We start from the raw sequence: 13101 nt of genomic DNA, 5'->3' as shown, positions 1-13101 counted from the left end.
ATGTAGTCATTACCAGATCAGTATTATCGCCCCCATTCACTTCGCCTCACACAGAAGGAAATACTATGGACGCAGCCAGCCATGTCAGCCATTCGCAGGATCTGGACTTACAAGCGATAAATACTGCACTCAACCGTGTACAGGCCGTGATCGAATTCGAACTCGACGGCACCATCCTGCATGCGAACGACAATTTCTTGAACGTGCTCGGCTATACCCTGGCGGAGGTGCAAGGCAAGCACCATGCGCTGTTCTGCGATCCCGAGTATGTGAAAACGCCCGAATACCGCAACTTCTGGGCCCGGCTGGCCCGCGGCGAATTCGACCAGGGCGAATACAAGCGCCTGACCAAGGATGGGCGCGAAGTGTGGATCAACGCTTCCTATAACCCCATCCTCGACGCCGACGGCAAGCCGTATAAAGTCATCAAGTTCGCCACCGACATCACGGCCAGCAAGCGCCGCACTGCCGATTACGAAGGCAAGATCAACGCCATCAGCAAGGCGCAGGCCGTGATCGAATTCCGCCTCGACGGCACCATCATCCGCGCCAACGAAAACTTCCTCAAGGCCGTCGGCTATACGCCCGAGGAAATCGAGGGCAAGCACCACCGCATCTTTTGCGAAGCCGAGTATGCCAAGAGCGACGAATATGCGCAGTTCTGGCAGAAACTGGGACAAGGCCTGTTCGACGCCGGCGAATACAAGCGCGTGACGAAGGATGGCCGCGAAATCTGGCTCAACGCCACCTACAATCCCATCTTCGACGCGGAAGGCCGGCCGTTCAAGGTGGTCAAGTTCGCCAGCGACATCACGGCCCTGAAGAAACGCAACGCCGAGTACGAGGGCAAGGTCAGCGCCATCGGCAAGGCCCAGGCCGTGATCGAGTTCGACATGCAGGGCAATGTGCTCGACGCGAACGAAAATTTCCTCGCCGTCATGGGCTACGATTTGAGCGATATCAAGGGCGAGCACCACCGCCAGTTCTGCGAGCCCGAGTATGCGAGCAGCGCCGACTACAAGAAGTTCTGGCAAAAGCTCAACCGCGGCGAATTCGACAGCGGCCGCTACAAGCGCCTGGGCAACCACGGCAAGGTGGTGTGGATACAGGCCACCTACAACCCCATCCTCGACCTCAACGGCAAGCCATATAAGGTGGTGAAATTCGCCATCGACATCACGGACCAGGTGAACCTGGAAAACAGCATCCAGGCCAGGTCCGCCAACGACAGCCGCAAGGTCAATGCCCTGCTCGAATCCGTGGCGCGCGCGGCGCAAGGCGACCTGACCTGCAATATCGTGCCCGAAGGCGAGGAACCGATCGACCTGCTGGCCGGCGGCATCAGCAAGATGATCGTCGACCTGCGCGGCGTGATCGGCAACGTGGTGTCGGCGGCGAACGGCTTTGCCGACGCCTCGCACGCGATCGCCGAGCGGGCCACGGGCGTGGCCGTCGGCACGCAGGCGCTGGGCGCGACGGTCGAGGAAATGAACGCGTCCATCGACGGCCTGACCTTTTCCATCAATTCCATCGCCGAAAACACCTCGAACGCCGACTACCTGGCGAAAGCCACGCAGCAGGAGGCGGAAGCGGGCGCGCGCGCCGTCGCCAAGTCGATCGAGGCGATGGACTTGATCAACCGCTCGTCGGAAGACATCGGCGAAATCGTCAAGGTCATCAGCGAAATCGCCAACCAGACCAATATGCTGGCCTTCAACGCGGCCATCGAGGCGGCACGCGCGGGCGAACACGGCCTGGGCTTTTCCGTCGTCGCCGACGAAGTGCGCAAGCTGGCCGAGCGCTCCTCGCAGGCAACCAAGGAAATTTCCAAGCTGATCAACGAATCCGTCAAGCGCGTCTCGACGGGCAGCGAAATTTCGCGCCAGGCCAGCGACGCCTTCGACAAGATCGTCTCGGGCGTGGCGAAAACCACGCTGGCCATCTCGGATATCTCGAAGGCGGCCAACGAGCAGCTGCTGACGGCGCGCGAAGTGTCGACGGCGATCCAGTATATCGCCGAGGAAACGGAAAAGTCGGCCGCCAACTGCGACAGCATCGCCCGCTCCACCGATGGCCTGAACGAGCGCGCGGGCAGCCTGAACCAGACTGTCTCCGGTTTCGTGGTGTAGGCCATGAGCCACGCGGCCAGCCTGACGCCCGAGGTCCTGACGAGCCTGATCGCGCTGGTGCGCGAGCATACGGGCATCGCCATGACGCCGCGCAAGAGCGTCTTGCTGGAGCGGCGCTTGCAGCCCCGGCTGCAGGCGCTGTCGCTGCACAGCTACCAGGCTTACCTGGAACGCGTGGCCAGCGACCGCGACGAGGTGAGCCATTTCATCGACCTGGTGACCACCAACGACACCCTGTTCTTCCGCACGCCGCAGGTGTGGGACTATGTGCGCGACCGCTACCTGCCCGCCTGGGCCCGCGCCCATCCTGGCGCCTGCCTGAAAGTGTGGTCGGCGGCCGCCGCCAGCGGCGAGGAACTGTATTCGATCGCCATGCTGTGCGAGCAATTCAAGCTGCAAGTGCCGGCCTTTCGCTACCAGATCCTGGCCAGCGACATTTCGCAGCAAATCCTCGCCGCGGCCCGGGCCGGCCAGTACAGCGGCCGCTCCGTCGAGCGCATCCGCCTGTCGCATCCGGATTTGCTGCGCAAGTATTTCACGCCCTCGCCGTATGGCGTCAGCATCAACGAGGAGCTGCGCCAGCACGTCAGCTTTGCCCAGCATAACCTGCTGGAAGCGCTGCGCCCGGCCCAGCTATTCGACCTCGTGTTCCTGCGCAATGTGCTGATTTACTTCGACGCCGAGCACCAGGAGACCGTGCTGCGCCAGGCGCGCGGCAGCCTCAAGGACGATGGCCGGCTGATCCTGGGCGAGTCGGAAACCATCGCCCGCCTCGGCACCGGCTACCAATTCGAGTTTCCCATGATTTATAAGGCGGGCACGGCATGAGCAGCAGCGTCCTTCTCCCTGAACACGGCGTGCCCCTGCAGCAGGTTGGCATGGGGCAACTCAGCGTGGGCACGCACGGCGAGCAGCTGCAAGCCTTGCTCGGCTCCTGCATCGGCATCGGCTTCCTCTGGAAGAAAGGCCATTGCTGCGGTCTCGCCCACTGCCTGCTGCCGGAAGCGCCGGGCCGGGAAGCAGCCCTGGGCGCGCGCTATGTAAGCCAGGCCGTGCCCTCGCTGCTGCGCCTGATGGGGGCGCGCCAGGCCGATTATCCCGACATCGAAGTGGTGCTGGCCGGCGGCGCCAGCATGTTTGGCCCGCGCAACGGGCGTCTGCAGGTGGGCCGGCAAAACGCGGAAGCGGCGCAGAAATACCTGGACCAGTGCGGCCTGCACGTCAGTTTCTGCGCGCTGGGCGGACGCCACGGCCGCCAGCTGCTGATCGATTGTGCCCGCCACAGCTTTGCCGTCACCGACGTGGTGGCGCACGCCCCTTTGACTCAACGCAAGGAAAGCGCATATGGACATGCATGAAGCGACGGGCTTGCACACCGAGGCCGGCGGCGAGGCGGCCACGGAACTGTTCGGCTCCTTCTTTCTCGGCGACGATGAATTCGCCCTGCCCGCCAGCTGCATCCGCGAAGTGGTCAACTATCCGGCCAGGGTCACGACCCTGCCCCTGTCGCCGCCCTACCTGGAAGGCATGTTCACCCTGCGCGGCAGCGTCATTCCCGTCGTCAACCTGGGCCGCTTGTTCCATGCCGACGCACCGCGCGCCGTGCCCAGCGACAAGATCGCCATACTCGATTTCCAGCAGGTGCTGATCGGCATCGTCTTCCAGGATACGGGCGAAATCCTGCGCGTGCCCGCCAGCCAGCGCAGCGCCCTGCAATATGCGGCCGGCGACGCCCATGCCGTCATCGCCGGCACGATATTGCTCGACGGCGGTGCCCGCCTGCTGCAAATCCTCGACCCGCAAGCCATGCTGCGCATCGAAAACGTGCCGCACGTGCTGGCCCTGCAAGCGAGCGGCGCCAAGCTCAGCACGGCCCGCTACCACGCGCAAAGCGAGCGCCGGCAGTGCGTCAGCTTCCATGCGGCGGGTGCCACGTTTGCCTTCGAGATGTGCGCGATCCAGGAAATCATCCGCGTGCCGGAACTGCACAGCTCGATACTGAATAGTGAGCTGTGCCTGGGACGCATGCATTTTCGCGGCAGCCAGGTGGCCGTCGTCGACTTCGGCGCCCTGCTGCATGCGGCCGCATCCGGCAAGGCGACCACGCCGGACCAGCGCATCATCGTCGTGCGCCTGGACGACACGACGGTGGGCTTCCTCGTCGATTCGGTCGACAGCATCGTGCATTTCTTCGGCGATGAAGTGCTGCCGATTCCCCTGCTGAGCAAGGCGCGCGCGGCCATGTTTGCCGGCTGCATCACGAAAGAGGGGCTGGGCGACATCATTTTCCTCGACCATAAGGAAATCCTGTCGCAAACGGAGATCGTCGAGATGCGCGACGGCCACGCGCGCCTGTATCCGGCCGATGCGGAAACGGCCAGCGCCGCCACGCTGAAGGCGCAGCGCCGCGTCTACATCACCTTCACGGTGGAAACGCAGTTTGCCGTGGAAATCGGACAGGTGCGCGAAATCATCGACTTCAGCGCCGACATCACGACGCCGCCCGGCATGCCGGCCTGCATGCGCGGCATGCTCAACCTGCGCCAGCAAATGATCAGCATCATCGACCTGCGCCAGCTGTACGCGATGCCGGCCTTGCCCGACGCGAGCGCCGGCAAGATCCTCATCGTGGAACGGGGCGAGGAGCGCTACGGCTTCCTCGTCGACAAGGTCGATAACATCATGACCATTTCCGACAGCCGGCGCTTTGCGGCGCCGCAGATCATCCGCACGGGCACGCACGACGACTTGCGCAGCGACATGGATGACATGATCGATATCGGCACGGAGGCCCAGCGCCAGACCCTGTCCGTGTTCCAGTGCGAACACTTGCTGGAGAAACTGGGCTCGGCGCTGCCGCAGGCCGCGTAAGGCCCGCGCCGCGCCGCCTGCCTACAGGCCTGGCAGCTTGTGCCCCTTGAACTGCTCGCGCAGCTTGTTCTTCTGGATCTTGCCCGTGGCGCCCATGGGCAAGGCGTCGATGAACAGCACGTCGTCGGGCGTCCACCACTTGGCGATCTTGCCCTCGAAGAACTGCAGCAAGGCCTCGCGCGTGACAGCCATGCCCGGGCGCACCACCACCACCAGCACGGGACGCTCATCCCATTTCGGGTGGAATACGCCGATGCAGGCCGCCTGCAGCACGGCCGGGTGCGCCATGGCCAGGTTTTCCAGGTCGATGGTGCCTATCCACTCGCCGCCCGACTTGATCACGTCCTTGCTGCGGTCCGTGATCTGCATGTAGCCGTCCGCATCGATGGTGGCCACGTCGCCCGTGGGGAACCAGCCATCCTGCAGCACCTCGCCGCCTTCGTTCTTGTAGTAGGACGAGATGATCCACGGCCCTTTCACCAGCAAATGGCCATGGGCGACGCCATCCCACGGCAATTCCTTGCCGTCGTCGTCGACGATCTTCATGTCCACGCCATAGATGGCATGGCCCTGCTTGTGCAGGATGTCGCGCTGCGCTTCCTTGCTCATGGCCAGGTGGCGCGTCTGCAAGCCGCCCGTGGTGCCCAGCGGCGACATTTCCGTCATGCCCCAGCCATGGATGACTTCCACGTCGAACTTGTCGATCAGGGTATCCATCATGGCCGGCGGACAGGCGGCGCCGCCGATGACCGTGCGGCGGAAGGTGGAAAACTTCAAGTCGTTCTGCAAGGCGTAGTTCAGCAGTCCCAGCCAGACGGTGGGCACGCCGGCCGAGAACGTCACCTTTTCCGTTTCGAACAGCTCGTACAGCGACTTGCCGTCCAGCGCCGCGCCGGGAAACACCATGCGCGCGCCCGACAGCAGCACGGAATACGGCAAGCCCCAGGCATTCACGTGGAACATGGGCACGACGGGCAGGACCGTGTCGGTGGCGCGCACGTTCAGGGCGCTGGGCATGGCCGAGGCATACGCATGCAGCACCGTCGAGCGGTGCGAGTACAGCGCGCCCTTCGGGTTGCCCGTCGTGCCCGACGTATAGCACAGGGCGGCGGCCGAATTCTCATCGAACAGGGGCCAGGTGTATTCGTCCGAATGCGTGTCGATCAAGTCTTCATAGCACAGCAGGTCGGGGATGCTGCTGCTGGCGGGCATGCGGTCGCGGTCGCACATCAGCACGAAGTGCCGGACGAAGGTGCAATCGGCGGCGATCTTTTCCACCACGGGCAGGAAGGTCAGGTCGAACAGCAGCACCTGGTCTTCCGCATGGTTCGAGATGTAGGCGATCTGCTCGGGAAACAGGCGCGGGTTGATCGTGTGCAGCACTGCGCCCGAGCCGGACACGGCATAGTAGGCCTCCAGGTGGCGGTAGCCATTCCAGGCCAGGGTGGCGACGCGGTCGCCCATGCCGACGCCGAGGCCATGCAGGGCGTTGGCCAGGCGCCGCGTGCGCTGGTGGCAATCGCGGTAGGTATAGCGGTGCACATCGCCCTCCACCCGCCGCGAGACGATTTCGCCGCTCCCATAATGACGCGCTGCAAACTCGATAATGCTGGAAATCAGCAGAGGCTGATTCATCATCTGGCCCATCACTGGACTCAAGGGGAATGCCGACATCGTGTCTCCTGGTAAGCGAATAGCGGCAGGGCCCGGGATGGCTCGCTTCTATTCTTGAGTTTTAACTAAGATGGCCTAGTTTCGTACGGTCGTGCGGAAATCGTCAACGCATTTCGATATTGCAATGCAGCATGGAATTTTCCATTCCGTTTTTTCGCCGTTTTTCCCGCCGCGCGCACGGGCAAACCGGCACGGCGGCGCGGGGAAATGGCACGGCGCCGCACGCCGCGGCGCCGTGCGGTAAAATCGCCTTTCCGGCCGGCGCACACCGCTGGCGCGCTTGACACTATTGAATGGAATCGCCATCACCGCTCATACCTTACCCCTGGACAACTCCTTCGCGGCCTTGCCGCCCGCGTTCTATACGCGCCTGATGCCCACGCCCCTGCCCTCGCCCTACTTTGTGGCCGCCAGCGCGCCGGCGGCGGCCCTGGTGGGGCTCGATGCGGCGCGCCTGGCCGAGTCCGACTACGTGGCATTATTCAGCGGCAACGCCGTTGCCGAGCGCTCGCAGCCGTTGTCGGCCGTATATTCGGGCCACCAGTTCGGCGTCTGGGCCGGCCAGCTCGGCGATGGCCGCGCCATCTTGCTGGGCGATATCGCCACGGACGATGGCCCGATGGAGCTGCAGCTGAAAGGCGCCGGCGCCACGCCGTATTCGCGCATGGGCGACGGCCGCGCCGTGCTGCGCTCTTCCATCCGCGAATTCCTCTGTTCGGAAGCCATGGCGGCGCTGGGCATCCCCACCTCGCGCGCGCTGTCCATCATGGGCTCGCAGCAAGGCATCATGCGCGAAACGGTGGAAACGGCGGCCGTCGTCACGCGCATGGCGCCCAGCTTCGTGCGCTTCGGCTCGTTCGAGCACTGGTTTTACCGCAAGAAACCGGACGAGCTGAAAATCCTCGCCGACTACGTGATCGACGGTTTTTATCCGCATTTGCGCGCTGCATCAAATCCATATCAAGCCTTGCTGGCCGAGGTGAGCGTGCGCACGGCCGAGCTGATGGCGCAATGGCAAGCCGTCGGCTTCATGCATGGCGTGATGAACACGGACAATATGTCCATCCTGGGCCTGACCCTCGATTACGGCCCGTTCGGCTTCATGGAAGCGTTCGATGCCGAGCACATCTGCAATCACACGGACCAGCAAGGCCGCTATTCCTACGCCAACCAGCCGCAGGTGGGCCACTGGAACTGCTATGCGCTGGGCCAGGCCCTGCTGCCGCTGATCGGCGAAGTGGAACTGGCGCAGGCGGCGCTGGACGGCTATCAGGGCGCGTTTGCCGCGAAGATGAACGCCTTGCTGCGCGCCAAGCTCGGTTTGCGCACGGCGCAGGACGAGGACACGGCGCTTTTCGACGGCATGTTTGCGCTGATGCAAGCCAATCACGTGGATTTCACGAACTTTTTCCGCACCCTGTCTACACTGCAAGTGGCAAGCCCGGAAACGGATGCGCTGCTGCGCGACATGTTCATCGACCGTCCCGCCTTCGATGCGTGGGCCGGCAGCTACCGCGCGCGCCTGCTGCAGGAGCACAGCGTCGATGCGGAACGGCAAGCGGCCATGAATGCGGTCAACCCGAAATACGTGCTGCGCAACTACCTGGCGCAGGTTGCCATCGAAAAAGCCCAGCAGCACGATTACACGGAAGTGGCAAAATTGCTGGAAATATTGCAAAAGCCATTTGACGAACAGCCCGAACACCAGCACTATGCGGCGCTGCCGCCCGACTGGGCCAGCCACCTTGAAGTCAGTTGCTCATCCTGAGGTATTACCATGACCACCAATAAAGTCAAAAAAACGGACGCCGAATGGCGCGCCATGCTCGATTCCATGCAATACGAAGTCACGCGCCACGCGGCCACGGAACGGGCCTTCACTGGCAAGTTCTGGGACCACCATGAACACGGCATCTACACCTGCGTCTGCTGCAACACGCCGCTGTTTGCCTCGGACACGAAGTTCGACTCCGGCTGCGGCTGGCCCAGCTATTTCCAGGCCCTCGATCCGGCCAACGTGACGGAAATCGTCGACCGCAGCCATGGCATGGTGCGCACGGAAATCGTCTGCGCCGTCTGCGACGCCCACCTGGGCCACGTCTTCCCGGACGGCCCGCCACCGACCGGATTGCGCTATTGCATCAATTCGGCTTCCCTGCGCTTCGATCCGCAGCCTTGAGACACGGGGATCGCCTGGGAGCGCCACGCTTGCTCCTAAGCCATTCCTAAGATGCTTTTAACAAGACCATAGTAAAGTCTCGCCATGAAATTTCTATTCGACCTCTTCCCCCTGATCGCCTTCTTCGCCGCCTTCAAGCTGGGCGGCATGTATGAAGCGGCCACGCACGACTTCGTGCAGCACTATTTATCCGGCTTCGTGTCCGGCGGCCTGATCAAGGCCGACCAGGCGCCGTGGATACTCGCCACCCTCGTCGGCATCGTCGCCACCGCCTGCCAGGTGAGCTACCTGCTGTTGCGCGGACGCAAAGTGGACGGCATGCTGTGGCTGTCGCTGTTCATCTTTGTCGTGTTTGGCGGCGCCAGCATTTACCTGCATGACGATTTCTTCCTGAAATGGAAGCCGACCCTGATCTACTGGCTGTCCGGCCTGGCCCTGCTGATCGCCCACGTGGGCTTCAAGAAAAACCTGATCCGCAAGACCATGGAAGCGCAAGTGCAGCTGCCCGACGCCGTATGGAACCAGTTGCTGGCCGCATGGATCATCTTCTTTGGCGCCATCGGCGCGCTGAACCTGTTCGTTGCCTTCGTGCTGTACAAGGGCGACATGGCGGCCTGGGTCAGTTTCAAGGCATTTGGCGCGACGGGCATCTTCTTTGCCTTCATCGTGGCGCAAACCCTGTTCCTGGCCAAACATATCAAGGAAGACGCATGATGCATACCACTACCGAAAACACCGCGCCGGAAACCCGCATGCAGCGCATTCGTAGCCGCCTGGAAACGGCGCTTTCCCCTCTGGAATGCGTGCTGGAAGACGACTCGGCACGCCACCGCGGCCATGCGGGTGCCGCTTCGGGCGGAGGCCATTACAATTTGCGCATTATTTCTAGTCAATTTGAAGGCCTCAGGCTCGTCATGCGCCATCGACTGGTGTATGATTCCGTGCACGATATGATGCATAATGAGATACATGCATTGGCGATTGTTGCATTGGCGCCGTCCGAGGTAGCATAAGGATGGCGTTTTTGGCGTATCCGCATTTTTGCGGATATGCCGCAGCCTACGCCATGCGGAATTTCTTCCATGCGTTTTTTACGAAACTTTCCCTAACAGGATTTAATAATGACTTTTAAGCCAGCCCGCTTGCTGATCGCACTACTCGCCGTTGTCGCGGTACCTGTTTTTGCGCAAAATGTTGCCGTCGTCAATGGCAAGCCTATCCCATCGTCGCGCGTTGATGCAGTCGTCAAGCAAGTCGTCGCCCAAGGCCAGCAACCGGATTCGCCGCAATTGCGCGAAATGATCAAGAAGGACTTGATCGGCCGTGAAGTGCTGATGCAAGAAGCGGAAAACAAAGGTTTCGGTAAAGATGCAGCCGTCAAGCAGCAAATCGAGAACGCGCGCCAGGCCATCATCATCAACGCCCTGGTCGGCGACTACCTGAAAAAGAACCCCGTCACCGACGCTGAAATCAAGGCCGAATACGACCGCTTCGTGGCCCAGTCCGGCGACAAGGAATACCATGTGCGCCACATCCTGGTGGCCACCGAAGCCGAAGCGAAAGACGTCATCGCCAAGCTGAAAGGCGGCGCCAAGTTTGAAGACCTGGCCAAGCAATCGAAAGATGCCGGCTCGGCCGACAATGGCGGCGACCTCGACTGGGCAGCCCCATCGTCGTTCCCGAAAGTGTTCTCGGACGCCTTCGTGAAACTGCAAAAAGGCCAGGTCACCGATACCCCGGTGCAAACGCCTAACGGTTTCCACGTGATCAAGCTGGACGACACCCGCGCGGCAAAACTGCCAACCCTGGAAGAAGTCAAGCCACAGATCGCTGAAGCGCTGCAGCAAAAGAAACTGCAAGCGTATCAAGAAGAAATGATTAAAAAAGCGAAAGTTCAATAAGAACTGACCTCCCCGGCGCCCTTTTCGGCGCCGGTCGTGTATTCTGCGCCTGAATGCGCTCTGCCCGCCAGACGCGATCTTTTGTATATCTATTAGGAATGAACATGATTTTGAAGCCAGCCCGCCTGATCTTAGCCTTGGTAGCCGTTGCGGCGATCCCTGCTTTCGCCCAAAACGTTGCCACCGTGAATGGCAAGGCCATTCCATCGTCGCGCGTCGACCAGGTCGTCAAGCAAGTCGTCGCCCAGGGCAAGCAAGCGGATTCGCCGCAACTGCGCGAAGCCATCAAGAAAGACCTGATCGGCCGCGAAGTGCTGATCCAGGAAGCCGACAAGCAAGGCTACGGCACCCGTCCGGAAGTCAAGTCGCAGATCGACAATGCCCGTCAAAGCATCATCATCAACGCCCTGCTGGCCGACTACGTGAAGAAAAACCCGGTCAAGGACGCTGAAATCAAGGCCGAGTACGACAAGTTCAAGGCCCAGGCTGGCGACAAGGAATACCATGCACGCCACATCCTGGTGGCCACCGAAGCGGAAGCGAAAGACATCATCGCCAAGCTGAAAGGCGGCGCCAAGTTCGAAGAACTGGCGAAAGTATCGAAAGACGGTTCCGCAGCCAATGGCGGCGACCTGGACTGGGCTAGCCCAGCTTCCTACGTGAAGCCATTCTCCGACGCCATGGTCGCCCTGAAACCAGGCCAGGTCACGCAAACGCCAGTGCAATCGCAATTCGGCTTCCACGTGATCAAGCTGGAAGAAACCCGCCCGGCCAAGCTGCCGTCGCTGGAAGAAGTCAAGGGTCAAGTGGCTGAATCGCTGCAACAGAAGAAGCTCGCCGCTTACCGCGACGAACTGATGAAGAAAGCAAAGATTCAGTAAATCGGGCATCCTGCCCGGATATAAAGCGCTCCTTGGAGCGCTTTTTTTACGCCCGGAGAACGCCATGCGTTTACATGCAGAATTGAAAGCCGCCCTGCAAGCGGCCGCCGACCCGGCCCGCGCCATGCCCATGCAGGCGTATATGCGCGACCAGTTCGTGTTTCTTGGCGTCGCTGCGCCGCAGCGGCGCCTGGCCGCGAAGGCGCTGCTGGCGGGCTTGAAGGGTGCTGGGGGCGATGTCCTGCTGGAACACGCGCAGCGGCTGTGGCAGGAGCCCGAACGCGAATACCAGCATGTGGCGCTCGACATGCTGGCCCTGCACCGGCGCCAGCTGACGCCGGCACACCTCCCCGCCCTGCTGGCCCTGGCGCGCCAGCGCGCGTGGTGGGACAGCGTCGACGGCATGGCGGGCATCGTGGGCGACGTGCTGCAGGCGGAACACAAGCGCGGCGGCGATGGCCATGCACACATGGACGCAGCCTTGCGCCATGACGACTTCTGGCTGCGCCGCATCGCCATGCTGCACCAGCTGGGCTGGCGCGCCGACACGGATGCCGCCTGGCTGTATGACGCCACGCTGGCGCTGGCCCATGAAGACGAGTTTTTCATCCGCAAGGCCATCGGCTGGGCCTTGCGCGACTACGCGCGCCACGCGCCCGAGGCCGTGCTGGCCTTTGCCAGCGCACACCGCCAGCACCTATCTGCGCTCAGCTACCGCGAAGCGCTGAAGCACCAGCCAGGCTGAAACCCTGCCCGCCCAGCAGCCGCAGCGCGGCATCGATGCGCGGCGCCGCATCCCAGGCCGGCGCGGGCGCCAGCAAACCCAGCGCCATCTGCCGCAGCGGCTCGGCAATCACCATGGACAGCAGCAAACCAGCCACTTCCCCCGCATTGCCGGGCGCCACGCTGCCGTGCGCCGCCTGGCGCTGCAGCCACTCGGCCAGCAGGGCCGTGCCCCGCTCGATGCCGTTGCGCTGGTAGGCGGCCAGCAAGTCTGCACGCGCGGGAAACTCCGTGCACAGCAGGCGGAACAGGCCGACGGCGTCGGCCGTCAGCACGCGCGCCGCCATCGCCTGCAATATGTCCTTCAGCAAGGGCAGGACCTCTGCGGGCGTGGCCGCATCGTGCGCCATGGCGGGCAGGAAGGCGTCCGTCCAGCCGCGCACGACGAGGGCCACGAGTTCCTCGCGGTTGGCCGCGTACTGATACAGCGATTTCTTTGCCATGCCCGCGTGGCGCGCCACGGCTTCCATGGTCGTGGCCGCATAACCTTCATGCAGCAGCAGCCAGGTGGCCGCCTGCACGGCCGCTTCGCGCCCCTCTTCGGGCGGACGGGCCGGACGCCCGCGTCCGCGCATGGTCTTGCTGTCTGCTTCCTGCATGCCTGCTCCTGCTTGATCGATGGCCGATTTTACACTGAAAAACATTTAGGAAACGGTTTGCGTTTCTTTAATATATAATTGGCT

At 62.4% G+C, this 13101-nt stretch carries 13 protein-coding genes; 11 read left to right on the top strand and 2 right to left on the bottom strand.

The annotated features are described in order from the left end of the window. Positions 1-65 precede the first annotated feature (65 nt). Genes YQ44_RS11710 through YQ44_RS11695 form a run of 4 tightly spaced genes read left to right on the top strand, consistent with a single transcriptional unit; the run spans position 66 to position 5000 of the window. Positions 66-2129 carry a methyl-accepting chemotaxis protein gene (locus YQ44_RS11710; protein WP_083411782.1) on the top strand — a complete coding sequence of 688 codons (2064 nt, stop codon included), beginning with the start codon at positions 66-68 and terminating at the stop codon, positions 2127-2129. 3 nt (positions 2130-2132) lie between these two features. Next, complete coding sequence (locus YQ44_RS11705; RefSeq protein WP_071323531.1) at positions 2133-2957, top strand: CheR family methyltransferase; 825 nt, start codon at positions 2133-2135, stop codon at positions 2955-2957. Further along, positions 2954-3487, top strand: a complete 534-nt coding sequence (locus tag YQ44_RS11700) for a chemotaxis protein CheD (protein WP_071323530.1) — start codon at positions 2954-2956, stop codon at positions 3485-3487. Before YQ44_RS11705 ends, YQ44_RS11700 begins: the two co-directional genes overlap by 4 nt. After that, a complete protein-coding gene (locus tag YQ44_RS11695; RefSeq protein WP_232251261.1) occupies positions 3474-5000 on the top strand; it encodes a chemotaxis protein CheW in 1527 nt (508 codons plus the stop codon). The genes YQ44_RS11700 and YQ44_RS11695 overlap by 14 nt, the downstream gene beginning before the upstream one ends. Before the next feature lie 21 nt (positions 5001-5021). Here YQ44_RS11695 and YQ44_RS11690 read toward each other — a convergent pair whose 3' ends face one another. Then, positions 5022-6674: a 3-(methylthio)propionyl-CoA ligase gene (locus tag YQ44_RS11690; protein ID WP_071323529.1), complete on the bottom strand. Its 1653-nt coding sequence runs from the start codon at positions 6672-6674 to the stop codon at positions 5022-5024. Between the two features lie 289 nt (positions 6675-6963). On the opposite strand from YQ44_RS11690, the gene YQ44_RS11685 reads away from it, so the two are divergent. From YQ44_RS11685 to YQ44_RS11655, 7 genes are all read left to right on the top strand, one after another. Next, positions 6964-8442, top strand: a complete 1479-nt coding sequence (locus tag YQ44_RS11685) for a protein adenylyltransferase SelO (RefSeq protein WP_083411781.1) — start codon at positions 6964-6966, stop codon at positions 8440-8442. Between the two features lie 9 nt (positions 8443-8451). Next, positions 8452-8853, top strand: coding sequence for a peptide-methionine (R)-S-oxide reductase MsrB (gene msrB, locus YQ44_RS11680; RefSeq protein WP_070218372.1), 402 nt, complete (start codon positions 8452-8454; stop codon positions 8851-8853). Between the two features lie 84 nt (positions 8854-8937). Then, positions 8938-9567 carry a septation protein A gene (locus YQ44_RS11675; protein ID WP_071323528.1) on the top strand — a complete coding sequence of 210 codons (630 nt, stop codon included), beginning with the start codon at positions 8938-8940 and terminating at the stop codon, positions 9565-9567. Next, entirely contained in the window at positions 9564-9866 is a 303-nt protein-coding gene (locus tag YQ44_RS11670) for a BolA family protein (protein WP_232251260.1), read from the top strand. Before YQ44_RS11675 ends, YQ44_RS11670 begins: the two co-directional genes overlap by 4 nt. Before the next feature lie 108 nt (positions 9867-9974). Then, positions 9975-10754: a peptidylprolyl isomerase gene (locus YQ44_RS11665; RefSeq protein WP_071323527.1), complete on the top strand. Its 780-nt coding sequence runs from the start codon at positions 9975-9977 to the stop codon at positions 10752-10754. Between the two features lie 104 nt (positions 10755-10858). Continuing rightward, entirely contained in the window at positions 10859-11635 is a 777-nt protein-coding gene (locus YQ44_RS11660; RefSeq protein WP_071323526.1) for a peptidylprolyl isomerase, read from the top strand. Positions 11636-11699: 64 nt separating this feature from the next. Then, on the top strand, positions 11700-12380 hold the full coding sequence (locus YQ44_RS11655) for a DNA alkylation repair protein (protein ID WP_071323525.1): 681 nt from the start codon (positions 11700-11702) through the stop codon (positions 12378-12380). Here YQ44_RS11655 and YQ44_RS11650 read toward each other — a convergent pair. Continuing rightward, entirely contained in the window at positions 12343-13017 is a 675-nt protein-coding gene (locus YQ44_RS11650; protein ID WP_071323524.1) for a TetR/AcrR family transcriptional regulator, read from the bottom strand. The two genes, YQ44_RS11655 and YQ44_RS11650, sit on opposite strands and share 38 nt — an antisense overlap. Between the last annotated feature and the right edge of the window lie 84 nt (positions 13018-13101).

The sequence above is a fragment of the Janthinobacterium sp. 1_2014MBL_MicDiv genome (assembly GCF_001865675.1).
Lineage (GTDB): Bacteria > Pseudomonadota > Gammaproteobacteria > Burkholderiales > Burkholderiaceae_D > Janthinobacterium.
Note: the sequence above shows the minus strand (reverse complement) of the source record. Positions and strands in the feature narration are given on the sequence as shown.